The organism is Streptosporangium sp. NPDC020145 (assembly GCF_040631275.1).
Taxonomy (GTDB): Bacteria; Actinomycetota; Actinomycetes; order Streptosporangiales; family Streptosporangiaceae; genus Streptosporangium.
Genome location: NZ_JBEXZT010000004.1, coordinates 476,475 through 501,982 on the forward strand (window position 1 = coordinate 476,475; position 25,508 = coordinate 501,982).

Genomic DNA, 25,508 nt, shown 5'->3' on the forward strand with positions numbered 1-25,508 from the left:
GGGGATGACGGGGCGGTGATCGGGGAAGGCCACACCCGTGCCCGGTGACCGTGGACGAGGGAGGGTGAGCGCCGTGCCCCGGATGGAGACGACCGCGGGACGGATGGCCAGGCTCGGTTTCGCCGACGCGGCCAGGGCGGACCGGCTGTTCGGCGAACTGGGCACGCGGGCGGCGCGCGAGGCGGGCCTGCTCGACCCGCTGCTCGACTCCCTCGTGGCGACCGCCGACCCCGACCTGGCGCTGACCTCGCTCAACCGGCTGGCCGAACGGGACGAGGAGGCCGTCGAGGCGCTCACCGCCGACCCCGTCCTGCGGGCGCGCCTGCTGGGCGTCTTCGGGGTCAGCGCCGCGCTCGGCGACCACGTGGTCAGGCACCCGGAACACCGGCACCTGCTGGACGGCACGCGGGACCTGAGGCGTCCCGCCGCCTCCGAACTCCGTGCCTGCCTGCTACGGGCGGTCGGCGCCGACCCGGCGGACCCCGAACCCAGGGCGGCGGCCACCGGCACCGAGACCCTGGTCGCGCTGCGGGTCGCCTACCGGGCCCGCCTGCTGTGCCTGGCCGCCCGTGACGTCCTGGGCCAGGCCTCACTCGCGGAGATCGCCGCCGAGCTGTCCGACCTGGCGGGAGCCGCGCTTGAGGCGGCGCTGGCCGTGGCCCGGGCCGAACACGCCGACCCGGGGACGGTACGGCTCGCCGTCATCGGCATGGGCAAGTGCGGGGCGCGGGAGCTCAACTACATCAGCGACGTGGACGTCGTCTTCGTGGCCGAACCCCGCCAGGGCGCGGAGGAGACCGAGGCCATCCGGCTGGCCACCCGCCTGGCCCAGGGCATGATGCACGTCTGCTCGGCGGGCACCCCCGAGGGGGCGCTGTGGGAGGTGGACGCCGCGCTGCGTCCGGAGGGCAGGTCCGGGCCGCTGGTGCGCACCCTCGCCAGCCACCGCGCCTACTACCGCCGCTGGGCCAAGACGTGGGAGTTCCAGGCGCTGCTGAAGGCCCGCCCCGTCGCGGGAGACCTCGAACTGGGCGAGCAGTACGTCTCGATGACGAACGAGATGGTCTGGCAGGCGGCCACCAGGGACCGGTTCGTCGAGGACGTGCAGGCGATGCGCCGCAGGGTCGAGGCCCACGTGCGCGGTGACGAGGCGGATCGTCAGATCAAGCTCGGGCCCGGCGGGCTGCGCGACATCGAGTTCGCGGTGCAGCTGCTGCAGCTCGTCCACGGCCGCCTCGACCCGCTGTTGCGCCGCCGCGCCACGCTCCCCGCGCTGGCCGCGCTGTCCAGGGGAGGCTACGTCGGCAGGGACGACGCCAGGGCGCTGGCCGAGGCCTACACCTTCCTGCGCCGGGTCGAGCACCTGATCCAGCTCTACCGGCTGCGCCGTACCCACGTGGTGCCGGAGGGGGAGGGCGACCTGCGGCGGCTCGGGCGCGGGCTGGGCATGACCGTCGATCCGGTCGGGGAGTTCACCGTCCGGTGGCGGCGGCACGCGATGGAGGTCAGGCGTCTGCACGAGAAGCTGTTCTACCGGCCGTTGCTGCAGGCCGTGGCCCGGCTGCCCGAGTCGGAGGACCGGCTCTCGACCTCCGCGGCGCAGGCCCGTCTTGAGGCGCTCGGCTACGCGGACCCGGCCGGGGCGCTGCGCCACATCAGCGCGCTGACCAGCGGGGTCTCCCGGCGGGCCGCGATCCAGCGGACCCTGCTGCCGGTCATGCTCGGCTGGTTCGCCGACGCCCCCGACCCGGACGCGGGCCTGCTCGGCTTCCGCCAGGTCTCCGACAGGCTCGGCGCGACCCCGTGGTACCTGCGGCTGCTGCGCGACGAGACCGCCGTCGCCTCACGCCTGGCCAGGCTGCTGGGCACCAGCCGCTACGTGACGGGCCTGCTGCTGCACGCCCCGGAGGCGGTCGCGATGTTCGGCTCGGACGCCGACCTGGCCCCCCGGCCCCCGGAGGCGCTGCTGGCCGAGGCGCGGGCCACCGTCGGGCGCTACCCGGGTGAGGCGGAGAGCGCGGTCGCCGCCGCCCGCGGGCTGCGGCGCAGGGAACTCGTCCGTACGGCCGCCGCCGACCTGTCGGGGCTCCTCGACGTGGAGCGGGTGGGGCAGGCGTTGTCGGCGCTGAACGACGTGACCGTCCAGGCCGCGCTCGACGCCGCGATCGGCAAGGTCGAGATGGAGCGGCGAACCCCGCTCCCCACCAGGTTCGCGGTGATCGCGATGGGCCGTCTCGGCGGCCTCGAATGTTCCTACGGCAGCGACGCCGACGTGATGTTCGTGCACTCGCCCCTGGAGGGGGCGGCGGAACGGGAGGCGACGGAGGCGGCCTTCGCGGTCGCCAACGAGCTGCGCCGCCTGCTGGCGCTGCCCGCCCCCGACCCGCCGCTGCTCATCGACCCCGACCTGCGCCCCGAGGGCCGTCAGGGGCCGCTGGTGCGCACACTGGCCTCCTACGCCGCCTACTACGGGCGCTGGTCGTCCCCCTGGGAGTCCCAGGCGCTGCTGCGCGCCCGCCTCTCCGCCGGGGACGCCGCGCTCGGCGCGGAGTTCCTCGCCCTGGCCGACCCGGTGCGCTATCCGGCCGGGGGCATCCCCGACGCGGCGGTGCTGCAGATCCGCAAACTGAAGGCCAGGATGGAGGCGGAACGGCTGCCCCGGGGAGCCGATCCCGCCCTGCACACCAAACTGGGCAGGGGAGGCCTGTCGGACGTCGAGTGGGTGGCGCAGCTGCTGCAGCTGCGTCACGCGGGGCCGCTGCCGTCGCTGCGGACCACCCGGACCCTGGAGACGCTGCGCGCCGCGCTCGCCGAAGGGCTGCTCTCCGAGGCGGACGAGGCCGCGCTCGCCGGGGCCTGGCGGCTCGCCTCCCGCGTCCGGGACGCGATCATGCTGGTCAGGGGCAGGGCCGCGGACTCCATCCCGGTCGACGTCCGTGAACGCGCCCTCATCTCCCGCACCCTCGGCTATCCGCCCGACGACAGCGGGGACCTCGTCGAGGACTACCGCCGGGTCACCCGCCGCGCCCGTCTGGTCATGGAACGCGTGTTCTACGGCGAGTGAGCGTTTTACCGGTTTCCGGTGATGTTGTTGCGCCTCCAGGGACGGACGTGTATCAACGGTGCGGGTGATCTACTGTGATATCGGTATACGTTGACCTGGCCATCGGCCTGGTGCTGGCCTTCCTGCTGCTGTCGCTCCTGGTGAGCGGTGTCAACGAGGCCATCGTGAGACTGCTCGGCATCCGCAGCAAGTTCCTGTGGGCCTATCTTCGTGACACGCTCGACGGCGGGCGGGGCAAGGGCGTCTCGTGGATTCCGTCGAAGGTCCTCGACGTCTTCGCGCGGCTCCCCTTCTCCAGGCACGATCCGAGGCCCGTGCACGATCCCGAGCCCGCGCCGCCGGTGGTGGAGCCCGTGCCGGTCGATCCCGAGGTGGTGCTCGCCACGGAGGCGCCCGCGCCCGCGGTCGACATGACCAAGCGGCTCTACGAACGCCTGCAGGAGATCGACCGTCCCGAGGGTGCCAGGACCAGCATCGCCGACATCCCGCCCGAGCGTTTCGCCTGGGCGCTGCTCGAACTGGTCGCCGCGGAGAAGGAGGGCGTCGAGGGGCTGATCGCCAAGCTGGAGGCCGTACGCAGCCCGCTCGCCGGACATCTGAGGGGTGTCTGGGAGGGTGCCCAGCGCGACATGGGCAGGTTCCGCAAGGGCGTGGAGGACTGGTTCGACGGGGAGATGCAGCGGCTGTCGCGGCTCTACCGTCGTTACGTCAAGTGGGTGGTCTTCACCCTGGCCGTGGCGCTGACCCTGCTGTTCAGCATGGACTCGCTGGAGTACGGCAAGACCCTGCTGCGGGACAACGCCTACCGGGCCGCGGTCGCGGCCATCGCGGGCGGTGGGGAGAGCACGGCCGAGCTGAAGGACTCCCTGAGGGACAGGTGCGCCGTCGTGGGGTCCGTCGAGCCGTACTCCTGTGTGACCGAGGTCTTCAGCTCTCCGGCGCTGGTCAAGATCTTCGACCACGCGGTGATGAGCGTGACGATCCCCGCGGGCGACTCCGGTCCCTCCTTCACCTTCGACGCCGGCGCCTGGTGGAGCCGTCTGACCACGATCGGCCACTGGCCCGGTTATCTGATCACGGTGTTCGCCCTGCTGTTCGGAGCCTCCTTCTGGTGGGACATCCTGCGCAGGCTCACCGGCATCCGCGGCAGCCGTTCGAGTTGATAAATGGAGGGTGCCTCCGTATGGTTGGGTGAACCGGAGAGCGCCTCCGGTAAAAATCCTTCGGGGGAGCGCGACCCATGAGTGTGGATCTCGGGCGTATCGGCGTGTGGACCTTCGCCTTCGACGGCAGGCCCGCGACCGAGGTGCGGGAGGCCGCGGCCGAGCTGGACGAGCTGGGCTATGGCGCGATCTGGTTCGGTGAGGCCTTCGGCAGGGAGGCGCTCACCCAGGCGGCGCTGCTGCTCGGGGCGACCGGGCGGCTGGCCGTCGCCACCGGCATCGCCAACGTCTTCCTCCGGGACCCGATCGCCATGGCCGCGGCGGAGCGCACCCTCGCCGAGGCCTTCCCGGACCGCTTCCTGCTGGGCCTCGGCGGGCACCGCACCGTTGACCAGCCCGCCGGTCTCCTGCCGCACCACGGCCGTCCCGTGCCCACCATGCGGGCCTACCTGGACGCGATGGACCAGGTGCCCCTGCAGAGCCCGGCGCCGGCCGAGCCCTCGCCCCGCGCCCTGGCCGCCCTCGGCCCCGGGATGCTCAAACTCGCCGCCGAACGCACCCGAGGTGCCCACACCTACTTCGTGCCGGTCGAGCACACCGCCAGAGCCAGGCAGGTCATGGGGCCGGGAGCGCTGCTCGCGGTCGAGCAGACGGTCGTCCTCGACCGGCCCGAGCGCGCCCGCGAGATCGCCCGCGGCTTCGTCGCCGGGTACGGCCAGGCGCGCCACCAGGTCGAGAACCTCGAACGGCTCGGCTTCGGGGAGGACGACCTGGCCGGGGGCGGCAGTGACCGGCTGGTCGAGGCCCTGGTGGCGTGGGGGGACGCCGGGGACATCGCCGGACGGGTGCGTGAGCATCTCGACGCGGGCGCGGACCACGTCTGCGTCCAGGTCCTGTCGGCGGGGGAGGGCCTGCCCGTCCGGCAGTGGCGCGAGCTGGCCCCGGCCCTGCTGGAGCTTTGAGCTTGAGCGAGCATTTCTACATATAGCGGAAATATCCGGCGAAATCCTTGACGGTGGTGATCGGGTCGATCCTGATCCTCGTCCCGGTTCGCAGCGCGTTGATCATCTTGCCGTCGCCGACGTAGACGCCCACGTGGTGGGTCTTCACCCGGTCACCGAGCCTGCCGTAGAACACCAGGTCACCGGGGCGCGCCGCGGAAGCGGGAATCCTGCTCAGCCGCCGGATGTGGTCGTCGGTGTTGCCGGGCCCGAGCACGTCCCCGCCGTAGGCGAGCGAGTAGACCCACCTGACGAGTCCCGAGCAGTCGAGCCCCCGCGTGGTCGTCGCCGGGCACGGCCTGATCGATCCCCGGTAGCCCGTACAGGTGCCGAAGGAGGGCCCGGGAACCTCGTCGTGGCCGCCGCCCCAGGAGTACGGGATCCGCCCACCCCGCCAGCCGGGCTGTTCCTGCCCGGCCTTGATCGCGTAGGCGATGGTGGTCACCCGCTTCAACAGGGCGGGCAGAACCGGCACCGACCCCCCGCAGACCAGCAGGGTCCCCACGAGCACGATCGCGAGCATCGGCCATCGTGGAGAGGCCCTCCGGCGTTCCCGCCCATCGCGGTCGTCAGGCTGCTTCCGGGGCATTCCGTTACGGTACCGCCACTTCTGTCCGAGTGATCCACCCGTTGAAGCCGTTGGCGCGACGCGTACGTCGGATGCATCTCTTTGGCAATCGGGCGAACCTGTCAGAAGGCGAGCTGGAGCACCGCGGAGCCGACCGTCGCCCCGACGGAGGCCAGCAGCAGCCAGAAGCCCCAGCGGATGAGCAGATACTTTCTCAGGACGATCACGCTGACCGCCCTGATCTGCTCGGCCAGTTCGATCAGGTCGCCGTCGGTACGGTCGCGCAACGCCTTGGCGATCTCCTCGGCGGAACGGTAGCGCCGGACGTCCCCGAAGTAGGTGATGCCGAGGGGCCGTCTGGTGATGCGCGGGTACACCGCTTTCGCCAGGCAGAACAGGGCGGCCAACGCGCACCCCGCCCCCGCCCACCACAGCCACTGCAGGGCCGTGTGCAGCCTCAGCGGTGACCAGTTCCCCGCGAGCAGGCCGCCGGCGACCGCGCCGATGCCCACCCCCGCGACACCCAGCAGCACCTGTGCCTTGGCGTCGGCCCGGTTGAGCTCCTCACGGGCCTCGGCGAGCATCCGGCTGCCGTGCGCGCGCGCACGGGTCTCGGGATCGGACGGCACCGGCGTGGCCGTCCTGGTCATCCACCGGAACACCGTGTCCCCCTGATTGAGCGAACCCCGGCAACCGCCGCGAATACGGCGAAGCGCGCACGACAAGATCGCACTCTACGCGACACCCGGCGGCATGTGGCAGCGGAATCCGCGAGGCGTCGCGGGAACAGACGAACCGGCCGAGGCGGATGCCCTGGCCGGTGGAGAGCCGTGCGCATCAGGCTCGGACGGTCAGGCCGCCGCCCGGCAAGGGATCGGTTTCCCTCGACGCGACGACCTTCGGGAGCGGCGAAACGCCTCGGGCGAGCGGTTCGGTTCCGCCTGGATCCGACGGACTTTCACCTCGGGCGGACGTCGGTGAGAGTCGGTACCGCCCCAAGGTCGCGTCAAGCCCCAGGATGTCGAGCCATGGACCTGGTTCTCGGCATCGACGCGGGCGGCACGTCGTCCCGCTGTGCGGTTCGCACCCTCCATGGAGACCCCGTCGGCTACGGCCGCTCCGGGGGCGGCAACCCCACCGCGCACGGAGCGGCCGTAGCCCGCTCGAACCTCGCCTCGGCGGTGCGTCAGGCGCTGGGCGCCCACGATCCGGCGTCGGTGCGCGCGGCGGTCGCCGGTGTGGCCGGATCCTCCGCCTCTCCCGATGACCTGACCGAACTCTGGGCCGCGCTGGGACTCGGCGTCTCACCCCGCGTGGTGGGAGACGTCGAGATCGCCTTCAGCGCCGGAACCGCGGCCCCCTCGGGAACGGTGCTGATCTCAGGGACGGGGGCGATCGCCGCGCACCTCGCGGACCGGTCGGTCACGGCCGTCTCCGACGGCTACGGCTGGCTGCTCGGCGACACCGGCTCCGGGTTCTGGCTCGGCCGGCAGGCGGTCGGCAGCGTGCTCGACACCCTGCGCCACGGCGCGCCCCCGTACGGAACACTGGCGGAGACCGTGGTGGAACGGCTGCTGGGAGCCGTGGGGACACCACCCGGCCCCGATCGGGTGAACGAGGTGATACGGGCGGTCCACGCCCGCGCGCCCCTGGCACTCGCCGAGCTGGCGCCACTCGTCACCGCCGCGGCGCAAGCCGGGGACACCACCGCCACGAACCTGATCACGCGGGCGGCCGTCCACCTGGTCGACACCGTCGCCAAGGTACGCGCGCCGGGGGACACCGGCCCGATCGTCCTGGCGGGCAGCCTGCTGACCGGAAACGGTCCGCTCGGCCACGCCGTACGGGACCGGCTGACCCGGCGCTGGAACGCCCCGGTGACGACGGCGGGCGACGCGGCGTGCGCCGCCGCGTGGCTGGCCGCCCGCGACCTGGTGCCCGACCCCGACGCCCTGCACGCCCGGATCATGCGGGCATGACATGTTCCTCCCCGCCGTGCGGGGAGGAACATCTGTGAAAGGCCGCCCGGCGACCTTAAACAGCAGCGTTTTCGCAGGTCATGGCACTTATCTACACATCGTAGTAAAGCTCGAACTCGTGGGGGTGGGGACGCAGGCGGATGGGGTCGATCTCGTTCTCACGCTTGTAGGAGATCCAGGTCTCGATCAGGTCCGGGGTGAACACACCGCCTTCGAGAAGGTAGTCGTGGTCGGCCTCCAGCGCGTCGAGCACCTCACTGAGCGAACCGGGAACCTGCGGAATGCTGCGGGCCTCCTCCGGAGGAAGCTCGTAGAGGTCCTTGTCCACCGGCTCCACCGGCTCGATCTTGTTGCGGATGCCGTCGATCCCGGCCATGAGCTGCGCGGCGAAGGCGAAGTACGGGTTGCAGGACGGGTCGGGCACCCGGAACTCGATGCGCTTGGCCTTCGGGTTGGACCCCGTGATCGGGATGCGGATGCACGCCGAGCGGTTGCGCTGGGAGTAGACCAGGTTGACCGGAGCCTCGTAGCCGGGGACCAGACGGTGGTAGGAGTTCACCGTCGGGTTGGTGAAGGCCAGCAGCGACGGGGCGTGCCTGAGCAGGCCGCCGATGTAGTAACGGGCGGTGTCCGACAGGCCCGCGTAGCCGACCTCGTCGTAGAACAGCGGCGCGCCGTCCTTCCAGAGCGACTGGTGGCAGTGCATGCCGGAACCGTTGTCGCCGAAGATCGGCTTGGGCATGAAGGTGACGGTGTGGCCGTACTCGATGGCCGTGCTCTTGACGATGTACTTGTAGAGCATCATCGTGTCGGCGGCCTTGAGCAGCGTGTTGAACCGGAAGTCGATCTCGGCCTGCCCGGCGGTGCCGACCTCGTGGTGCTGCATCTCCACCGGGATGCCCGCCTCGATGAGGCGGCGCACCATCTCCGAACGCAGGTCGGTGAAGTGGTCCATCGGGGGGACCGGGAAGTAGCCGCCCTTGTAACGCGGCTTGTAGCCGAGGTTGCCGCCCTCCTGGGCCTTGCCGGTGTTCCAGGCGCCCTCGATGGAGTCGATGTGGTAGTAGCTGGCGTGCGCGCTGGTCTCGAAGCGGACGTCGTCGAAGATGTAGAACTCGGCCTCCGGGCCGAAGAAGACCGTGTCGGCGATGCCGGTCCCCTTGAGATACTCCTCCGCCTTGCGGGCGACGTTGCGCGGGTCGCGACTGTAGGCCTCACCCGTCAGCGGGTCGTGCACGAAGAAGTTGATGTTGAGCGTCTTGTGCCGGCGGAAGGGGTCGAGCACGGCCGTCGAGGGGTCGGGCAGCAACAGCATGTCCGACTCGTGGATGGCCTGGAAGCCGCGGATCGAGGAGCCGTCGAACATGAGGCCGTCGGTGAAGACGTTCGCCCCGAAGTTCTCCGTGGGGAATGTGAAGTGGTGAGTCGTCCCGGGCAGGTCCGTGAACCTGACATCGACGAACTGCACCCCCTCGTCCTTGATGAACTTGAGGACGTCGTCGGCGGAGTTGAACACGCGAACCTCCCAAGGGGGACGAGCTTTCAGCTCGAAAGTAGGCTTGAGCCGTTACCGCCCCGTGTCTCATTTGTTTCACCCGTGTTAAGGAGAATCGCCCCACGTTAGTCCTGGAATGCGGCCGTACCGGGCGGATGAACGCTTCCTTTGCCGGACTTTTCACGTGCGGGAGGCGAGCGTGCACTCCTCCTCGCGCGGTTCCCGGTCGAGCTCGTAGGGGTCGACCGGGGCGCCGGTGGCCTTGGAGAGCTCCTTGTCGGGGACGGAGTCCTCGTAGTACGGGTGGACGAAGCCGTCGTCGACGTCGCAGCGGGCACCCGTGACGGCCCCGCCGTTCCACTTGACGGGCCACACCACCAGCCGGCCGTTCTCCCGGTAGGCGATCACCTCGCCGACGCTGTGCACGATGATCCGCTCGCCCCGCCCGGTCTCCCCCGGCCGTCGTACGGCGTAGACGAACAGGTAGTTCACGGTGATCTTCGCCCCGGTGCGGCCGTCCTCATGGAACGAGGCGTACTTCGTCCGCCCGTTGACCTTGATCACGTCGGTGGCCAGTTCGGCGGCCTTGGGAGCCAGGCTGGTGACCCAGTATCTGGTGTTGAAGTGACCCTTCTTCGGCTTCCTGTTGTCCAGGTCCTTCAGGAACCACTCGCGCTGCTCCGCAGGGAGGAGCCTCGCCAGCGCCGTCGGCCTGCCACCCGCGAGAGTCTTACGGTCGAGATGGGTCGCCGCGAGCATGTCCCGGGTGCTCTTCAAGGCGGTGGCGACGTCCTTGCGGCTCAGGCCGCCCGTCGCCCGGGCCTTCGGCGACGTCAGTCCCTTGACACCCTCGGCGTAGTCCTTGGCGGGAGACCCCTCGAACGGGGAGACCGGCTCGGGGGTGACGGGGACGGGCTCGGTCTCCTCGGGAACCGGGCCACCGTGGTCCTCCCGCGCCTGAAGGAAACGGGCGGAGAGGGCCTCGCCCACCGGGGCGACCCACCCGGGCCGGTAGACGGTGACCAGCCCGGCGGCCACGACGAGGACGAACGCCGCGAGTAAGGTGATCCGCCGCCCGCGGCGACGCCTGTAACGCGGCAGGTGAGACCACGCCTTCTCCATCCTCCGCCGCTCCTTGCGCTCGATCTGCGAGGTCAGGGCCTCGAAGCGCCGGTTGATGTCGTCGTTGTCAGTCATTGGGGGTGCTCCGGGAGGGGAGGGCGAAAAAGATCATGACCATGATGTACCGATCGCATGGCCGATGCGGTCGTTTGGGGGAGTTCGAGGGCGACCACGGGGGCGGATACCGTTGAACCATGAACAGCAGGCAGCAGCCCCGTTGGACCCAGACCTGGCTCGGCGGCGTCAGATCCGCCGGAGTCGACCTGGGCTACCCGGGGGAAAGGCTCGGGCTGCCCCAGGAGGGCAGCGGATCGGTCGCCGGATTCGGGCGCAGGATCGGCGCCCTGGTGATCGACTGGCTGATCTGCACCTGGGCCATCACCCAGGGACTCCTGCGGATCGACCCGACCCACCAGAGCTGGGTTCCGGTCGCGGTGCTCGCCGCCGAATACCTCCTGCTCGCGGGCACCATGGGCATGACCTTCGGCATGCGCCTGACCGGCATCAGGATCGCCGCGCTCAACGGCGGGCGCGCCCCGTTCCCCTCGATCCTCGTGCGAACCGTGCTGCTGTGCCTGGCCGTACCCGCCCTGATCTGGGACCGCGACCAGCGGGGCCTGCACGACCGCGCCGCCGCGACCGTGGTCGTCCGTATGTGAGTTACGGCCGCACGCAGGTGAAGATGGCCGTCCCCGGCAGCAGACGGCCACGCAGCGGGCTCCAGCCTCCCCACTCACGCTCGTGACCGACCGGCCACTCCGGCTCGGTCAGCCCGCGCAGCACCAGGCCGGAGGCGACGATGTGCCCCACCCAGTCGGCCATCGTGCGGTGATGCTCGACGTAGGAGGCCTTCCCGTCCGCACCGACCTCCACGTACGGCGAGCGGTCGAAGTAGGACCGGTCGGAGGTCAGTCCTGCGGGGCCCGGATCGTCGGGGAAGGCCCAGCGGATCGGATGACTCACCGAGAAGACCAGGAGGCCCCCCGGACGCAGCACCCGGCGGACCTCGGACAGGACGGCACCGGGATCGGCCACGAACGGCAGGGCGCCGAAGGCCGAACAGGCGAGGTCGAACGACTCGCCGGCGAACGGCAGCGCCTCGGCGTCGGCCTGGACGACCGGCAGCCCGGAACCACTGTCCAGATCGATCCGGTGAGAGTGCTGAAGCTGCCGGAACGACAGGTCGAAGGCGACGACCCGCGCCCCCTGCCCGGTCAGCCACCGCCCGCACTGGCCCGCGCCACAGCCGATCTCCAGCACGTCCCTGCCCGCGACGTCGCCCAGCAGCCGGGCGTCGGCCTCGTCCAGACCCTCCGGGCACCAGACGAACCCGCAGTCACGCAGGAAACCGCCGTGCTCGGCCTGGTACTCGTCCGCGGCGCCGTCCCACCAGCCGCGGTTGGCCCGCGAGGTTTCCTCGGCGCCCACCCGGCGCCGGTCGATCCCCGCCACGTCCATCAGCGCATCTTGGGGCGGGGCATCTTCGCACCGCGCGGCAGCGGGCCCTTGGGCATCGGCAACGTCTGCGGCAGGGCCTTGAGCCTGTTGTTGACCTCGTAGACCGCGGGCTTCTTGAGGTTCCTCGGCAGCTTCATCAGGTGCCGCTGCAGCTTGGCGATGGGCACCTGACCCTCGCCGTCACCGGACTGGATGTCGTAGACGGGGACGTCCAGGGCGACACGCTGGACACGCTTCTTCTCCGCGACCAGCATCTTCTGCACCCGGGAACCCGGCCCCTCGGAGACGAGGATCACACCGGGAAAACCGACCACGCGGTGCACGATGTCCTGATCACGGTTGACCGCGACGGCGGGAGCGACCTCCCACGTGCCACGCATGCCCTGCAGGATCGCGGCGGCCGCGCCGGGCTGGCCGTGCAACATGGAGTACTGCGCGCGCTGGGCGAGCTGGCCGAAGACCACCAGGCCGACGGTCAGCGACAGCATCAATCCGATGAAGATCAGATACCAGATCGAGCCCGTGACCAGGCCGATCACGACGCACAGCGCGAACGTGCCGAGCGCTGACGCGTAGACGATCGGCATACCCTTCGGGTTCGCCTGCTTGATGATCCCCGCGATCATACGGAGCTGCTTGATGCGCCCCGGGCGCTCTTGGTCTTCGGGCTTCTTCGCCATGACTTGAGGATACAAATTCCGGGGTCAAGAAATGAAAACGTGACCTGCCGTCCCACGGGAGTCCCGATGACCGGGAAGGATCACCGGGCCCCGCGGACGACGACGGTCAGGCGTACCTACGGGCCTCGATGGCCTGCTGGTACAGACGGCCCGCCCGGTAGGAGGAGCGGACCAGCGGACCCGACATGACCCCGGCGAAGCCGATCTCCTCGGCCTCCTTCTGGAGCTCGACGAACTCCTGGGGCTTGACCCAGCGGTCCACCGGGTGGTGGCGGGGGGTCGGGCGGAGATACTGGGTGATGGTCAGCAGGTCACAACCGGCCTCGTGCAGGTCACGCATGGCCTGCACGACCTCCTCCCGCTCCTCGCCCATGCCGAGGATCAGGTTGGACTTGGTCACCAGACCGGCCTCACGACCCCTGGTGATCACTTCGAGGGAACGCTCGTAACGGAACGCGGGACGGATCCGCTTGAAGATCCGCGGCACGGTCTCGATGTTGTGCGCGAAGACCTCGGGCTTGGCGGAGAAGACCTCCTCAAGCTGCCCCCGGTCGCCGTTGAAGTCCGGCACCAGCAGCTCGACACCGCACCCCGGCAGCAGCGCGTGGATCTGCCGCGCGGTCTCGGCGTACAGCCAGGCACCGCCGTCCGGCAGGTCGTCACGGGCCACCCCGGTCACCGTGGCGTACCGCAGGCCCATCTGCTGAACCGACTCGGCCACCCTGCGAGGCTCGTCGGTGTCGTACTCGGCGGGTTTGCCGGTGTCGATCTGGCAGAAGTCACAGCGCCGGGTGCACTGGTCGCCACCGATCAGGAAGGTGGCCTCCCGGTCCTCCCAGCACTCGTAGATGTTGGGACAGCCTGCCTCCTCGCAAACCGTGTGCAGCCCCTCGCGTTTCACCAGTGACTTGAGCTCGGTGTATTCCGGCCCGGTCTTCAGCCGGGTCTTGATCCACGGGGGCTTACGCTCGATGGGGGTCTGGCTGTTGCGCACCTCCAGGCGGAGGAGCTTTCGGCCTTCAGGAGCAACGGTCACATCGTTCAGCTTATGTCCAGCGGGAAGGAGGCCGCGCGCGGGGTTGGGTCCCTGTCCCTTTGCTCCGCCTGGCGGCGTCGCGGGCTCGGGCGCCTTTGAGTCGGTGCTTTCCCTCGTCACTCCGTCGCTGCGCTCCTGCGTTCCTCAGTCCAAGCACCGACGCGCCCAAGCTGTGTCTCTTTGCTCCGCCTTCGGCGTCGCGGGGCTTGGGCGCCCTGGGTCGGTGCTTTCCCTCGTCTCTTCGTCGCTGCGCTCCTGCGTTCCTCGGTCCAAGCACCGACGCGCCCAAGCCGGGCACTCTTCGCGCACGGCACCGGTAAGGCACAAGCCGATACTCCTCGTGGAAAGCGGGAGGAGACGGTTCTCGTGCTTGGTTGGGAAGGCTCGGGCGAACCCCTGGGTGGGGCGTTGAGGGTCCCGGGGGATCAGCGGCGGAAGAGGTCTTCCTCCGGGAGGTCGAAGGCCTGGGCGCCCAGGGCTTCCACCAGGCGTTTCTCGGCGTACGGCGTGACCTCGTCGACCACGATCCTGCGGCCCGTCTCCGCTGACAGCGAGGAGACCCCGGCGTCGCTGATGCCGCACGGGACGATGCGGTTGTACCAGCTCGGGTCGTTGGAGCAGTTGAGCGCGAAGCCGTGCATCGTCACCCCCCGGGTGACGCGGATGCCGATCGCGCCGAGCTGGCGGTCGGGGAGGCCGTGGGAGGGGTCTCCGGCGACCCAGACGCCGCTGCGCCCCCCGACCCGCCCCGCCTGCACGCCGAAGTCGGCGCAGACCCGGATGAGGGTCTCCTCCAGCAGTCCCATGTATGCGGTGACGTCCAGCCGGTCACCGAGCTTGATGATCGGATAACCGACGAGCTGGCCTGGACCGTGCCAGGTGATGCGGCCTCCCCGGTCGACGTCGATGACCGGGGTGCCGTCCGTCGGCCGCTCGTGCGCGGCGGTGCGCTTGCCGGCCGTGTAGACCGGAGCGTGTTCGAGGAGAAGACAGGTGTCGGGAATCTCGTCGGCCACGCGCCGGGCGTGAATGCGCCGCTGAAGATCCCAAGCCTGCTCATAGGGGAAGTCAACGCCAAGACGAACGATCGCCAGCTCAGTCACGCTTAAAGAGTAGTTGACCCGCTCATGCTCAAGTCGTGAGAAGCCGAGGCTCGATGCGGAACTCCTTGACCCCGCCCTGCCCGTCGTGCTCGATCCGGTAGGCGTAACCCTTCGGGTCGACGCTCACGGCCTGGATGAACTCGGTGCCGACGTAGTGCAGCGCCACCCCCTCGTCGGCGGCGTAACCACCGGGCAGCTCACCGGAGGCGACCGACTCGTGCAGCAGCGCACGACGCTGCGGCTCGGAGTTGTAGTGCACGCCGCACGAGTACGGCAGCAGTCCGAGGCCGTCGGCCCACACCCGCAGCTCGGGCCCGAAGGAGTCGGTGTTGCCGCCCACGTGCCAGCACAGCGCCCCCGCGCTCTGCCCGGCCAGCACCACACCCGCCCGCCACGCCTCCTCGAAGGCCTCGTCGAGGCCGTGCAGCCGCCACAGCGCCGCGAGGTTGGCAACGCTGCCGCCGCTGACGTAGATGACGTCCTGGCTCAGCATCCACTCGCGCGGATCGTCGACGTTGGGCATCGGGAAGACGGTCAGGTGGCTGATCTCGACGTCCCAGGCCCGGAACGCGCCGTACATGCTCAGCAACCACTGGGAGTCGTCACCCGTCGCGGTGGCGAGCAGACCGAGTCTTGGCCGGTCCTGGCCGGTCAGGTCGAGGGCGTACCGCAGCAGGGCGCTCGCCTCAATGACCCCTTGCCGTCGTGAGGCGCGGAAGGAACCGCCCCCGATGGCGAGGATGTGAGACTGCCCGGACCTGCCCATAGGTGATCTCCCAGCTGATGTGGTGGAAACAGGGACCCTAGAGTACGGCGGACAGTGCGTCGCCGAGACGGATATGCCGGAACGTGTGCCCCACCTCGGTCAGGCGCCGGGGGATCACCCGCTGCCCGGTGAGCACCCCCTCTTCGGCGAACCCGCCGACGACGGCACGCAGCGCGAACCCCGGTACGGCCAGCGGCATGGCGGGCCGCCGTACGGCCTGGGCGAGCGTCTTGGTGAACTCCGCGTTGGTGACCGGGTGCGGCGCGGTCAGGTTCACCGGCCCGGAGAGGCCGGGGTCGCGCATGACGCGCAGCACGGCCCCGACCCAGTCGTCGGCCGTGATCCACGACCAGTACTGGCGGCCGGACCCGAGCGGCGCGCCCAGCCCCATCTTGAAGATCGGCAGGATCCTGGGCAGCATGCCGCCCTCGCGGCTCAGCACCAGGCCGGTGCGCAGCAGCGCGACCCGGATACCCGCCTGCCGCGCGGGTTCGGTCTCCGCCTCCCAGGGCACGACCACCTCCCGGGCCAGGAACCCCTCGCCAGGCGGGGACGTCTCGTCGACCTCCCTGTCTCCGGTGTCGCCGTAGAAACCGATCGCGGAACCGGAGAGCAGCGCCTCGGGCCTGGCGTCCGCCCTGGTCAGCGCGTTGACCAGGGTTCTGGTGCCCTCGATGCGGCTGCGGGCGATCTCACGCTTGACGTCGGCGTTCCACCGCCGGTCGCCGATGCCCGCCCCGGCCAGGTGCACCACGGCCCGCGCCCCGTCGACGGCCGCCGGGTCCAGGATCCCCTCCGCCGGGTTCCAGAACGCCTCATCAGGCCCGTGAGGCTCACGCCGTACCAGTTGGACCACCCGCGCGCCCTCGGCCCGCAGGGCCTCGGTCAGGGCCGAGCCGAGCAGGCCGGAGGAGCCGGTCACGATGATCGTCATGTCGTTCAATCTAAACAACCTCCCCCGGGGTTTTCGGGAACCGGGCGGTCCGCGGACGCAGATGTCTCTCCGGAGGAGGAAAAAGGCCGGGCCGGCCCGCGAGAACGCGGACCGGCCCGGAAACGCGAAGCGGAGGCTAGACGTTGAGGCCCAGCTGGTTCTCGAAGCGGCCCTCCTCAAGACGACGCTTGATCGTCGTCAGGAAGCGGGCGGCGTCGGCGCCGTCGACCAGGCGGTGGTCGTAGCTGAGCGCGAGGTACACCATCGAGCGGACGGCGATGACCTCGCCCTCGGGGGTGTCCAGGACGACGGGCCGCTTGACGACCGCGCCGGTGCCCAGCATGCCGACCTGCGGCTGGTTGAGGATCGGCGTGTCGAACAGCGCGCCACGGCTGCCGGTGTTGGTCAGCGTGAACGTGCCGCCGCCGAGCTCGTCGGGGCTCACCTTGTTGGTGCGGGTGCGCTCGGCCAGGTCGGCGATCTTACGGGCGAGGCCGGCGATGTTGAGGTCGCCCGCGTCCTTGATCACCGGGACGATCAGGCCGCGCTCGGTGTCCGTCGCGAAGGCCAGGTGCTCGGCGTCGAAGTAGGTGACCTCGTTGGTCTCGCTGTTGATCGTGGCGTTGAGCTTGGGGTGCTGCTTGAGCGCCTCGATCGTGGCCAGCGCGAAGAACGGCATGAACGAGAGCTTGACGCCCTCGCGCCGCTGGAACTCCGCCTTCGCGCGGTCGCGCAGCTGGGCGACCTTGGTGACGTCGACCTCGACCACGGTGGTGAGCTGGGCCGAGACCTGCAGCGACTCGACCATGCGCTTGGCGATGGTCTGCCGCAGCCGCGACATCTTCTCGGTACGGCCACGCAGCGTGGTGTCCACCGCGACCGGCTCGGGGGCCGGGGCGGCGGCGAGCGCCTGAGCGGGGGCGGCGGCCTGCGGGGCGGGGGCCTGCGGGGCCGGAGCGGCCTGGGCCTGGGCCGCGGCGGCGCGCTCACGCTGGCTGCGGGCCGCCTCAAGCACGTCCTGCTTGCGGATGCGACCGCCGACACCGGTGCCGGTCAGCGTCTCCAGGTCGACGTTGTGCTCGCCGGCGAGCTTGCGGACCAGCGGGGTGACGTACGGGCTCTCACCGGAGACCGGCTCGGCGGCAGGGGCGGGAGCCTGCGGAGCCGGAGCGGCCTGCGGAGCAGGAGCGGGGGCAGGCGCGGGAGCCGGGGCCGGGGCGGGAGCCGGGGCCGCGACGGGCGCGGGCTGCGGGATCGAGGAGATCGGCTGAGCCGGGGCGGGCGCCGGAGCGGGCTCGGGCTCGGGAGCCGGGGCGGGCGCCTCGGTCTGCACGGCGCCCTCGGTGGCGTTCTCGTCGATGATCGCCAGCTCGGCGCCGACCTCGACGGTCTCGTCCTCGCCGACAACGATCTTGGTGAGGATGCCCGCGGCCGGGGAGGGGATCTCGGTGTCGACCTTGTCGGTCGAGACCTCCAGGAGCGGCTCGTCGGCCTCGACGCGCTCGCCCTCCTTCTTCAGCCAGCGGGTGACGGTGCCCTCGGTTACGCTCTCGCCGAGCTGGGGCATCTGTACGGACTTCGGCATGATGACTTCTCTCGTGTTCCGAGTGAGGGCTTCGAACTAGCTGTGAACGTGCAGAGGCTTGCCGGCCAGGGCCAGCATCGCCTCACCGACGGCTTCGGACTGGGTCGGATGCGCGTGGATGAGCTGCGCGACCTCGGCGGGCAGCGCCTCCCAGTTGTAGATCAGCTGACCCTCGGTCACGAGCTCGCCTATACGGCGGCCGACCATGTGCACGCCGAGAACGGGCCCGTCCTTCTCCGAGATGATCTTGACAGCACCCTGCGTCTGCAGGATCTGGCTCTTGGGGTTGCCCGCGAGGTCGTAGGTGAACTCGACGATCTCGTGACCCCGCTCCCTGGCCTGGGCGGAGGTGATGCCGACCGAGGCGACCTCGGGGTCGGAGTAGGTGATCCTGGGGACACCGGCGTAGTCGATCGGCACCGGGTTGAGCCCGGCGATGTGCTCGGCGACCAGGATGCCCTCGGCGAAGCCCGCGTGGGCCAGCTGCAGGGTGGGGATCAGGTCTCCGACGGCGTAGACGCCGGGGACACTGGTCTGGCAGTACTCGTTCACCACGACGGTGCCCCGCTCGACGGCGACGCCCGCCTCCTCGAAGCCCATGCCCGTCACGACGGCGCCACGGCCGACGGCGACGAGCAGGAGCTCGGCCTCAAGGGTCTTGCCGTTGGCGAGGGTGACGACGACACCGGTGTCGGTGGTCTTGACACCTTCGAAGAAGACGCCGAGCTCCTGCTTGATGCCCCTGCGGCGGAAGGCGCGCTCCAGCAGCTTGGAGCTGGACTCCTCCTCAAGGGGAAGCAGGTGCGGCAGGCCCTCGACGATCGTCACCTCGGCGCCGAAGGAACGCCAGACGCTGGCGAACTCGACGCCGATGACGCCACCGCCAAGGACGATCACCGAGGCGGGCACCCGGTCGAGCTTGAGCGCGTGCTCGCTGGTGATGATCCGCTCACCGTCGATCTCAAGGCCGGGCAGCGACCTGGGCGCGGAGCCCGTCGCCAGCACGACGTTGCGGCCCTCGTAGACGTCGGAGCCGACGGCGATCCGGTTCGGGCCGACCAGGCGGCCCTCACCCTCGACGATCGTGATGCCCTTGCTCTTCAGCAGGCCCTGCACGCCCTTCCAGGCACGCGTGACGATCTTGTCCTTGAAGGCGTGGACCGCGGGCACGTCGATGCCCTCGAAGCGGGCCTTGACGCCGTAGGTCTCGCTCTCCCGCGTCTCGTCGGCCACCTCCGCCGAGTGCAGGAGGGCCTTGGTGGGGATGCAACCCCGGTGCAGGCACGTGCCGCCGATCTTGTCCTTCTCGATGAGGACGACCGTCTTGCCAAGCTCGGCCGCCCGCAGAGCGCAGGCGTACCCACCGCTACCGCCCCCCAGGACGACGATGTCGTACGGGCCGCTGCCATCAGCCACAGGAAAGCTCCTTGTCGGATCGAAATACCTTCTCGCGGTCGCGCCCGCTCCGTGTCCCGGGGGCCGCGGACACCCGTCGGTGTCCGCGGCCGTGTCCCGGGGCGCTCGGTTCGCCGCCGTGCCGCTGCCCGCCCCTGGCTCTGCCGCCCGTGGCCTGGCCTCGGCAACCGCATCTTTTCATCTGTCTGTGCCGCTCGTGACCCGCACGGGTCAGCCCGCGTAACGCTCCGCGAGGCCGACGAGGGTGCGGGTGATCGCACCGGTGCCGCCCTTGGGGGTGTAGCCGTGCGCCTCGCCCTTGTTGAAGGCGGGGCCCGCCATGTCGATGTGGGCCCAGCGGACGCCGTCGGGCACGAACTCCCGCAGGAAGATCGCCGCGGTCAGCATGCCGCCCCAGCGCTCGGGGTGCAGGTTGGCGATGTCGGCCACAGGGGAGTCGAGACCCTTGCGGAGTTCCTCGGGCAGGGGCATGCCCCAGGCGCCCTCGCCCTGCTCGCCCGCGACCTCGACGACCTCCTCGCGCAGCGCGTCGTCGTTGGACATGACCCCGGAGGTGCGCCAGCCGAGCGCGACGAGCTGCGCGCCGGTGAGGGTGGCGACGTCCACGATCACGTCGGGGGAGTCCTGCGCGGCCCTGGCGATGCCGTCGATCAGCACCAGGCGGCCCTCGGCGTCGGTGTCGAGCACCTCGACGGTCTTGCCCGCGAAGCTGGTGAACACGTCGGAGGGGCGCTGGGCGGTGCCGCTGGGCATGTTCTCCGCCAGGCAGAGGTAGCCGACGGCGTTGACCTTGAGGCCCAGCTTGGCGATGGCGACGAGCGCGCCGAAGACCGCGCCCGCGCCGCCCATGTCTGACTTCATCCAGTCCATCGAGGCCGACGGCTTGAGCGACAGGCCGCCGGAGTCGAAGGTGATGCCCTTGCCGACGAACGCGACCGTCTTGGCGGCCTCGGGGTGGCTGTAGGCGAGGCGGACCAGGCGGGGCGGGTTGGCCGAGCCTTGGCCGACGGCCACGATGCCGCCGTAGCCGCCCTCCTTGAGGGCCTTCTCGTCCAGCACCTCGACCGAGAGGCTTGCCGCGGAGCCGGTCTGCTCGGCGATCTCGGCGAAGCGGGCGGGCCACAGGTCGGAGGGCGGGGTGTTGACCAGGTCGCGCACGAGAGAGACCGACTCCGAGACGGTGACGGCCCGCTCGACCGCCGCCTGGGCGTCCTCGGCGCCGCTCAGCACGGTCAGCTCCCCGACCGGGGCGGGCTGCTCGCCGTTGGTGCGGTACTTGGTGAAGGAGTAGGCGCCGAGCAGGCCGCCCAGCGCGAGAGCTCCGACCTGCCGGGAGTCCGCCGCGGGCAGGGCGAGCGCGACGCGGGCCGTGCCCGCCAGGGCGCGTACGGCCACGCCGGCCGTACGGCGCAGCGCCTCGGCGTCGTAGCCCGCACCGTCGGCGGGGACGTCGCCGAGGCCGACGACCACCAGGAGCGGGGCGGCCAGCGCGCCGAAGGTCGGAACCTTGGCGACCTCGCCGGATCTGCCCTTGACGCCTATGGCGTCGAGTGTCGCGGCCAGCTTGCCGTTCAGCGCATCGTCCAGTCCCTCGGCGCCGGGGGCGAGACGGGGACCGTCCTCACCGGAGTGGACGCCGACGACCAGCGCATCGGTTTCGAACGAGACGACGTTGTCAGTTGAATTCACCCGCACAGTGGTCACGCGCCCGATGCTAGCCGTGCTTGCGCCGTACGCATAAACGAGGGTTCGTCCTATGAATTGGCTGGACGGCGATGAAGCTACTCGAATTAGCACCATTCGGGCGATGGTGCTAGTGTCGCTATCACTATGTTGCTCTCTTTGGACCTCAACGATCCGCGGCCGCTGCACGACCAGGTCGCGGGGGCGGTCCGTCGCGCCATCGCGGATGGCTCCTACCGGCCGGGCGACCGGCTGCCGCCTGCCCGGGATCTGGCGGACGCGCTGGGCATCAACGCCAACACCGTGCTGCGCGCGCTGCGCGACCTGCGGGACGAGGGGCTGCTGGAGTTCCGCAGGGGCCGGGGGGTCAGCGTGCTCAGCAGACCGGACGCCAGGGCCGTGCTGGCGGAGGCGGCGCGTGAACTGCTCGCCGAGGCCGACCGGTACGGCTACGGCCCCGAGGAAGTGATCCACATCATCAGGGAGCTGACATGACCCCTCGCGCCACGGCTCCCGACCTGCTCGTCTCTACGGAAGGAGGCGCGATGACCTCCAAGGGCCGCGCCGCCCTCGCCCTCGGCTGGGGCACCCTCGTCACCGCCGCCGTCGCCGGCGTCCCGCTCGCCCTGCGGGACCGTCTGCCCGACCCGCTCGCCACCCACTGGAGCGGCGCGGGCACCCCGGACGGGCACCTCTCCTTCACCGCCTCCCTGTGGGCGGGCCTGGCCCTGTGGGGGGTCGCCTGGGTCGTCCTGACCGCCCTCGCCCTGTGGGGACCGGCGCTCGACACCCGCCTCGGGCGTGCGAGCTGGTCGGGCTTCCTGTTCGGCTGGGCCGTGCTGGCCGTCGGCGTGCAGGTCTCGACCGTCGCCGCCAACCTCGACGTCGCCGACTGGCGTCAGGCCGGGTTGCCCCCCTGGCAGGTGGCCGTGGTCGTCTTCGCCGCGCTCGCGGCCGGCGTGCTGGCGGGGGCGCTGGGCAGGGGCGGTCCCGACCCGCGCCGTGACCCGGACGCCCTGCCGGCCGTGCGACTGCGTCCTGGGCGGCGCTCGGTCTGGGTGAGCCGCGCGAGCAACGGCTGGCTGGTCGGGCTTTCCCTGGTGGCCCTGGCCGGAGCCCTGGTCTGCGCGGGGCTCGCCGTGATCGGGCTGCTGTCCGGGCCCGGCCTGGTCGCCCTGGCCGGGCTGTCCCTGGCGGCGCTGCTCGGGCTGGCCACCTGCTCGACCCGTGTCCGGGTCGACGAGAACGGCCTGCGCGTCGGCCTCGGCCCGTTCGGCGGCCTCGCGCGCCGTACGCCCATCGACAGGATCGAGTCCGCCTGGGTCGAGACGCGCAGCCCGGCCGAGGTCGGCGGCTGGGGGATACGGGGCCTGCCCGGCACGGGCCGGGTCACGTTCATGCTGCGCGGCGGCGAGTGCCTGGTCATCCGGCGCGTCACCGGGGGCGAGTTCGCGGTCTCCGTCGACGACGCGAGCCACGGCGCCGCCCTGCTGAACGCCTACGTCGCCGAAGCCGCCCACTGACTCGCGGGACACGTCCGCGAACCCTCCAAGGAAGTGGTGTCATGCCCCGTCGTTCCACGGATCTGTGGTTGTTCCTGATCGTCACGTTCGGCCTGTCCTGGCTTTTCGCCCTGCCGGTCTGGCTGACCGGTTCCCCGCTCGGCTCCCCGTCGCTGGTGGTGACGGCCGCCGTGATGATGTTCACCCCCACGCTCGGCGTCCTGGCCGTCCGGATGTACGGCAGGCGCCGGGGCGAGCCGGGCACCACCTGGCGTGAGTGGGCGGGGCGCACCGGCCTGACGCTGGGGGAGCGGCGGGGCCGTACGGCGGCTCTCTTCGCGCTGGCCTGGTTCGGCGTGCCGCTGCTCGTGGTCGTGGCGATCGCGCTCAGCGCCGCCCTGGGGCTGTTCGGTCTCGATCTCGACGGGTTCAGCCTGTTCAGGCAGAGCCTGGAGCAGGCTGCCCCGGGACGGCCCCTGCCGTCGTCGCCGGAGGCGCTGGTCGCCGTCCAGATCGCGCTCGCGGTCTTCCTCGCGCCGCTGGTCAACGTCATTCCGGCCTTCGGCGAGGAGTGGGGCTGGCGGGGGTGGCTGCTGCCGAGGCTGATGCCGCTGGGCACCTGGCGGGCGATCCTGGTCTCCGGGGTGATCTGGGGGGCCTGGCACGCCCCGCTCACCCTGCGCGGCTACAACTACCCGGAACTCGGCGCCTGGGCGGCCCCCTTCTTCGTGGTGTTCTGCGTCGCCTTCGGCGCCCTGCTCGGCTGGCTGCGCCTTCGCTCGGGCAGCGTCTGGCCCGCCGCCGTCGGCCACGGCGCCCTGAACGCCTCCGGAACCCTGATCCTGCTGGTCGCCGACGCGGCGCACCCGCCGAACCTGGTCGTCGCCGGGATCACCGGCCTGGTGGGTTCGGCGCTGGTGGCCGTGCTCTCGCTCCTGCTGTTCACCCGCGCCCCGGTGCGGCCCGCCGTACCGGCGCCGAACTGAGTCAGCCGCCCGTCGCGCACACCACGAGCGCCGCGGCGGTCGCGGTCTCGACGAGCGCGCCGAGCACGTCCCCGGTGACGCCGCCGAGCCGTCGTACGGCCCGCCGCCGCAGGGCCCAGGCCGCCAGCAGGCCCACCAGGACGGCGAGGACGGCTCGCGGACCGGCCAGGGCGGCTCCCAGGAGCGTCAGCGCCGTCACCGCGAGCGCGGGGCCGGGCCGTACGGTGCCGGCCACCAGGCTGCCGAGTCCGCCGGGACGGGCGGCGGGAACCCCGGAACGGCAGGCCCAGGTGAGGGCGAGTCTGCCCGTGGCGCACGCGGTCATCAGCGCGGCGGGGCCCGTTCCCGAGGCCGTCACCTGCGCCAGGGCCGTCACCTGGATCAGCAGGGTGAGGACCAGCGTCACCACACCGAACGGCCCGATGTCGGATTTTTTCATGATGTCGAGCGCCTGTTCGGCGGGTTTGGCGCTGCCCAGCCCGTCGGCCAGGTCGGCCAGCCCGTCCAGGTGCAGGCCCCGGGTGAGCAGCGCCAGGGCCGCGACGGCCAGCGCCGAGGCGAGCGGGGGAGCCAGGCCGAGCCACACCGCCACGGCGAGCACGGCCGCGCAGGCACCGCCGAGCAGCGCCCCGGCGAAGGGGGCGGCCGTCATCGCGACGCCCCCGGCCCGGCGGTCGACGACCCCGATCCCGGCGGGCAGGACGCTCAGAGTCCCGGCCGCCAGGCGCAGGCCGTCGGCGAACGTCGAGGGCCGCCCCTCCGGCGGCGGGTCACCGGGCACGGTCGTCGGTCCTCATCAGGCGGTCCTCATCAGACGGGCAGGGGCATCGGGCGGCCCGCGACGACCAGGGCGACGTCCTCGGACTCGGCGGCCAGCCGCCGGTTCAGCGCGCCGAGGGCGTCGCGGAACATCCGGCCGCTCGCCGTCGCGGGCACCACGCCGAGCCCGACCTCGTCGGAGACCGCGACCACCCGGCGGCGGACCCGCCGCCAGGCCTCGACCAGCTCGTCGAAGCGGGCCTCGACCGCGGGAAGGCCGTGATCACCGGACCAGGCCCCGCACTCGTCGAAGACCGCGGCGACCCAGGTCCCGAGCCCGTCGACGAGCAGCGGAACCGGTGAGTCACGCAGCAGCCCGGCCAGGTCGGTGCTCTCGACCGTCTCCCAGCGGGCGGGCCTGCGTTCCCGGTGCGCCCTGACCCGGCGGGCCCACTCGTCGTCCCCGTCGCCGCTCGGGCCGGTCGCCACGTAGCGGACCTCGGGTTCGGCCGCCAGCCTCAGCTCCGCCTCGGCCGACTTGCCCGAGCGGGACCCGCCGAGCAACAGCGTCCGCCGGGGAGGCGCGCAGGGGGCGGGCGCGGGCTCGTCCAGGTCGAGGACCGTCCCGTCGGGTACGGTCCGCACGCCCCACAGCGCGGTCCGCCTGGCCAGCTCCGCCTCGGAGGGCACCCGGTGGTCCAGGTGCGCGGCGACCACGTGGGTCGCGTCGGTGACCAGGCCCCGGCGGCGCAGGCCGCCGAGCAGCTCGGGCCGGTCGAGCACGTCGACCAGCACCAGGTCGCACGCCCGCCCGGCGGGACCGTCCAAGGACCGGACGTGGGGCGGGACGGCGTACAGGACGCGGTGGCCGCCGGGGCAGGTGAGCAGCAGGCCGCCCGGGTCGGCGAAGACCCGGTGCCCCGCCGGGAGGGGGCCGCCGGACAGATCGTGCGGGAGCCGTACCGCTCCGTCGAGGACGATCTCGGCGGGGCGCCGGTCGCCGGGGGAGAGGCGGGAGCACGAGGCGCATCCGCATCCGGGAACCGGCCATCCCTCGGCGCCCGCCGTACCGGAGAACAGGACCTTCACGGGCCCAGCGTACGGCCAACCCCCGGGGCGGCCTCGGGCGATGTAGGGTTCGCTGAGCCGCCGGAAAGACGTCGGGAAGACACCGGAAGGCACAGCCGGACCTCTGAGAAGGAGCGCGT

The 25,508-nt window shown here is 71.4% G+C and carries 23 protein-coding genes; 8 read left to right on the forward strand and 15 right to left on the reverse strand.

Annotated elements, in window-relative coordinates:
* Positions 1–82 precede the first annotated feature (82 nt).
* From ABZ463_RS10540 to ABZ463_RS10550, 3 genes are all read left to right on the forward strand, one after another.
* On the forward strand, positions 83–3,064 hold the full coding sequence (locus tag ABZ463_RS10540; protein WP_362775339.1) for a bifunctional [glutamine synthetase] adenylyltransferase/[glutamine synthetase]-adenylyl-L-tyrosine phosphorylase: 2,982 nt from the start codon (positions 83–85) through the stop codon (positions 3,062–3,064).
* 74 nt (positions 3,065–3,138) lie between these two features.
* On the forward strand, positions 3,139–4,227 hold the full coding sequence (locus ABZ463_RS10545; protein WP_362775225.1) for a hypothetical protein: 1,089 nt from the start codon (positions 3,139–3,141) through the stop codon (positions 4,225–4,227).
* A gap of 77 nt (positions 4,228–4,304) precedes the next feature.
* Entirely contained in the window at positions 4,305–5,189 is an 885-nt protein-coding gene (locus tag ABZ463_RS10550) for a TIGR03620 family F420-dependent LLM class oxidoreductase (protein ID WP_362775228.1), read from the forward strand.
* A gap of 16 nt (positions 5,190–5,205) precedes the next feature.
* On the opposite strand, the gene ABZ463_RS10555 is transcribed toward ABZ463_RS10550, so the two are convergent.
* Both ABZ463_RS10555 and ABZ463_RS10560 read right to left on the reverse strand, forming a co-directional pair.
* A complete protein-coding gene (locus ABZ463_RS10555) occupies positions 5,206–5,817 on the reverse strand; it encodes a C40 family peptidase (protein WP_362775231.1) in 612 nt (203 codons plus the stop codon).
* 101 nt (positions 5,818–5,918) lie between these two features.
* Positions 5,919–6,446, reverse strand: coding sequence for a Pycsar system effector family protein (locus ABZ463_RS10560; protein WP_362775233.1), 528 nt, complete (start codon positions 6,444–6,446; stop codon positions 5,919–5,921).
* Between the two features lie 378 nt (positions 6,447–6,824).
* Between ABZ463_RS10560 and ABZ463_RS10565 the strand changes: the two genes are divergently transcribed.
* Positions 6,825–7,775 (forward strand): BadF/BadG/BcrA/BcrD ATPase family protein, encoded by a 951-nt coding sequence (locus tag ABZ463_RS10565; protein ID WP_362775236.1) that lies wholly within the window; start codon positions 6,825–6,827, stop codon positions 7,773–7,775.
* 91 nt (positions 7,776–7,866) lie between these two features.
* Here the strand turns inward: ABZ463_RS10565 and glnA are convergent, their stop codons facing one another.
* Both glnA and ABZ463_RS10575 read right to left on the reverse strand, forming a co-directional pair.
* The gene (gene glnA, locus ABZ463_RS10570) at positions 7,867–9,291 is read right to left on the reverse strand and encodes a type I glutamate--ammonia ligase (RefSeq protein WP_352008805.1); all 1,425 of its coding nucleotides are present in this window, start codon (positions 9,289–9,291) and stop codon (positions 7,867–7,869) included.
* A gap of 159 nt (positions 9,292–9,450) precedes the next feature.
* Entirely contained in the window at positions 9,451–10,467 is a 1,017-nt protein-coding gene (locus ABZ463_RS10575; RefSeq protein WP_362775240.1) for a hypothetical protein, read from the reverse strand.
* Between the two features lie 119 nt (positions 10,468–10,586).
* On the opposite strand from ABZ463_RS10575, the gene ABZ463_RS10580 reads away from it, so the two are divergent.
* Entirely contained in the window at positions 10,587–11,051 is a 465-nt protein-coding gene (locus tag ABZ463_RS10580; RefSeq protein WP_352008807.1) for an RDD family protein, read from the forward strand.
* A 1-nt stretch (position 11,052) separates the two neighbouring features.
* On the opposite strand, the gene ABZ463_RS10585 is transcribed toward ABZ463_RS10580, so the two are convergent.
* From ABZ463_RS10585 to ABZ463_RS10625, 9 genes are all read right to left on the reverse strand, one after another.
* Positions 11,053–11,850 (reverse strand): class I SAM-dependent methyltransferase, encoded by a 798-nt coding sequence (locus tag ABZ463_RS10585; RefSeq protein WP_352008808.1) that lies wholly within the window; start codon positions 11,848–11,850, stop codon positions 11,053–11,055.
* A complete protein-coding gene (locus ABZ463_RS10590) occupies positions 11,850–12,530 on the reverse strand; it encodes a DUF4191 domain-containing protein (RefSeq protein ID WP_352008809.1) in 681 nt (226 codons plus the stop codon). The genes ABZ463_RS10585 and ABZ463_RS10590 overlap by 1 nt, the downstream gene beginning before the upstream one ends.
* A gap of 106 nt (positions 12,531–12,636) precedes the next feature.
* Positions 12,637–13,566 carry a lipoyl synthase gene (gene lipA / locus ABZ463_RS10595; protein ID WP_352008810.1) on the reverse strand — a complete coding sequence of 310 codons (930 nt, stop codon included), beginning with the start codon at positions 13,564–13,566 and terminating at the stop codon, positions 12,637–12,639.
* Positions 13,567–13,991: 425 nt separating this feature from the next.
* Positions 13,992–14,669, reverse strand: coding sequence for a lipoyl(octanoyl) transferase LipB (gene lipB / locus ABZ463_RS10600; RefSeq protein WP_352008811.1), 678 nt, complete (start codon positions 14,667–14,669; stop codon positions 13,992–13,994).
* Positions 14,670–14,697: 28 nt separating this feature from the next.
* The gene (locus ABZ463_RS10605) at positions 14,698–15,435 is read right to left on the reverse strand and encodes a peptidase E (RefSeq protein WP_352008812.1); all 738 of its coding nucleotides are present in this window, start codon (positions 15,433–15,435) and stop codon (positions 14,698–14,700) included.
* 37 nt (positions 15,436–15,472) lie between these two features.
* Positions 15,473–16,369: a TIGR01777 family oxidoreductase gene (locus tag ABZ463_RS10610; protein WP_362775246.1), complete on the reverse strand. Its 897-nt coding sequence runs from the start codon at positions 16,367–16,369 to the stop codon at positions 15,473–15,475.
* A gap of 136 nt (positions 16,370–16,505) precedes the next feature.
* Entirely contained in the window at positions 16,506–17,954 is a 1,449-nt protein-coding gene (sucB, locus tag ABZ463_RS10615) for a 2-oxoglutarate dehydrogenase, E2 component, dihydrolipoamide succinyltransferase (RefSeq protein ID WP_362775249.1), read from the reverse strand.
* Between the two features lie 36 nt (positions 17,955–17,990).
* Positions 17,991–19,370 carry a dihydrolipoyl dehydrogenase gene (gene lpdA, locus ABZ463_RS10620; protein WP_352008815.1) on the reverse strand — a complete coding sequence of 460 codons (1,380 nt, stop codon included), beginning with the start codon at positions 19,368–19,370 and terminating at the stop codon, positions 17,991–17,993.
* 210 nt (positions 19,371–19,580) lie between these two features.
* Complete coding sequence (locus ABZ463_RS10625) at positions 19,581–21,074, reverse strand: leucyl aminopeptidase (RefSeq protein WP_362775252.1); 1,494 nt, start codon at positions 21,072–21,074, stop codon at positions 19,581–19,583.
* A gap of 126 nt (positions 21,075–21,200) precedes the next feature.
* Between ABZ463_RS10625 and ABZ463_RS10630 the strand changes: the two genes are divergently transcribed.
* Genes ABZ463_RS10630 through ABZ463_RS10640 form a run of 3 tightly spaced genes read left to right on the forward strand, consistent with a single transcriptional unit; the run spans position 21,201 to position 23,541 of the window.
* Positions 21,201–21,548, forward strand: coding sequence for a GntR family transcriptional regulator (locus ABZ463_RS10630; RefSeq protein WP_362775255.1), 348 nt, complete (start codon positions 21,201–21,203; stop codon positions 21,546–21,548).
* Positions 21,545–22,576: a DUF1648 domain-containing protein gene (locus tag ABZ463_RS10635; protein ID WP_362775258.1), complete on the forward strand. Its 1,032-nt coding sequence runs from the start codon at positions 21,545–21,547 to the stop codon at positions 22,574–22,576. Before ABZ463_RS10630 ends, ABZ463_RS10635 begins: the two co-directional genes overlap by 4 nt.
* 41 nt (positions 22,577–22,617) lie before the next feature.
* A complete protein-coding gene (locus ABZ463_RS10640; RefSeq protein ID WP_362775261.1) occupies positions 22,618–23,541 on the forward strand; it encodes a CPBP family intramembrane glutamic endopeptidase in 924 nt (307 codons plus the stop codon).
* 1 nt (position 23,542) lies between these two features.
* Here the strand turns inward: ABZ463_RS10640 and ABZ463_RS10645 are convergent, their stop codons facing one another.
* Entirely contained in the window at positions 23,543–24,322 is a 780-nt protein-coding gene (locus ABZ463_RS10645; protein WP_362775264.1) for an adenosylcobinamide-GDP ribazoletransferase, read from the reverse strand.
* 29 nt (positions 24,323–24,351) lie between these two features.
* Entirely contained in the window at positions 24,352–25,389 is a 1,038-nt protein-coding gene (locus ABZ463_RS10650) for a bifunctional adenosylcobinamide kinase/adenosylcobinamide-phosphate guanylyltransferase (RefSeq protein ID WP_362775267.1), read from the reverse strand.
* Positions 25,390–25,508 lie beyond the last annotated feature (119 nt).

What these genes read in the sequence shown, in the direction of transcription:
- ABZ463_RS10540 (WP_362775339.1), top strand. Translation starts at nt 83, where the DNA reads ATGGAGACGACCGCGGGACGGATGGCCAGGCTCGGTTTCGCCGACGCG.
- ABZ463_RS10550 (WP_362775228.1), top strand. Translation starts at nt 4,305, where the DNA reads ATGAGTGTGGATCTCGGGCGTATCGGCGTGTGGACCTTCGCCTTCGAC.
- ABZ463_RS10555 (WP_362775231.1), bottom strand. Translation starts at nt 5,817, where the DNA reads ATGCCCCGGAAGCAGCCTGACGACCGCGATGGGCGGGAACGCCGGAGG.
- ABZ463_RS10560 (WP_362775233.1), bottom strand. Translation starts at nt 6,446, where the DNA reads ATGACCAGGACGGCCACGCCGGTGCCGTCCGATCCCGAGACCCGTGCG.
- ABZ463_RS10565 (WP_362775236.1), top strand. Translation starts at nt 6,825, where the DNA reads ATGGACCTGGTTCTCGGCATCGACGCGGGCGGCACGTCGTCCCGCTGT.
- ABZ463_RS10575 (WP_362775240.1), bottom strand. Translation starts at nt 10,467, where the DNA reads ATGACTGACAACGACGACATCAACCGGCGCTTCGAGGCCCTGACCTCG.
- ABZ463_RS10580 (WP_352008807.1), top strand. Translation starts at nt 10,587, where the DNA reads ATGAACAGCAGGCAGCAGCCCCGTTGGACCCAGACCTGGCTCGGCGGC.
- ABZ463_RS10585 (WP_352008808.1), bottom strand. Translation starts at nt 11,850, where the DNA reads ATGGACGTGGCGGGGATCGACCGGCGCCGGGTGGGCGCCGAGGAAACC.
- ABZ463_RS10590 (WP_352008809.1), bottom strand. Translation starts at nt 12,530, where the DNA reads ATGGCGAAGAAGCCCGAAGACCAAGAGCGCCCGGGGCGCATCAAGCAG.
- ABZ463_RS10605 (WP_352008812.1), bottom strand. Translation starts at nt 15,435, where the DNA reads ATGGGCAGGTCCGGGCAGTCTCACATCCTCGCCATCGGGGGCGGTTCC.
- ABZ463_RS10610 (WP_362775246.1), bottom strand. Translation starts at nt 16,369, where the DNA reads ATGACGATCATCGTGACCGGCTCCTCCGGCCTGCTCGGCTCGGCCCTG.
- sucB (WP_362775249.1), bottom strand. Translation starts at nt 17,954, where the DNA reads ATGCCGAAGTCCGTACAGATGCCCCAGCTCGGCGAGAGCGTAACCGAG.
- ABZ463_RS10630 (WP_362775255.1), top strand. Translation starts at nt 21,201, where the DNA reads ATGTTGCTCTCTTTGGACCTCAACGATCCGCGGCCGCTGCACGACCAG.
- ABZ463_RS10635 (WP_362775258.1), top strand. Translation starts at nt 21,545, where the DNA reads ATGACCCCTCGCGCCACGGCTCCCGACCTGCTCGTCTCTACGGAAGGA.
- ABZ463_RS10640 (WP_362775261.1), top strand. Translation starts at nt 22,618, where the DNA reads ATGCCCCGTCGTTCCACGGATCTGTGGTTGTTCCTGATCGTCACGTTC.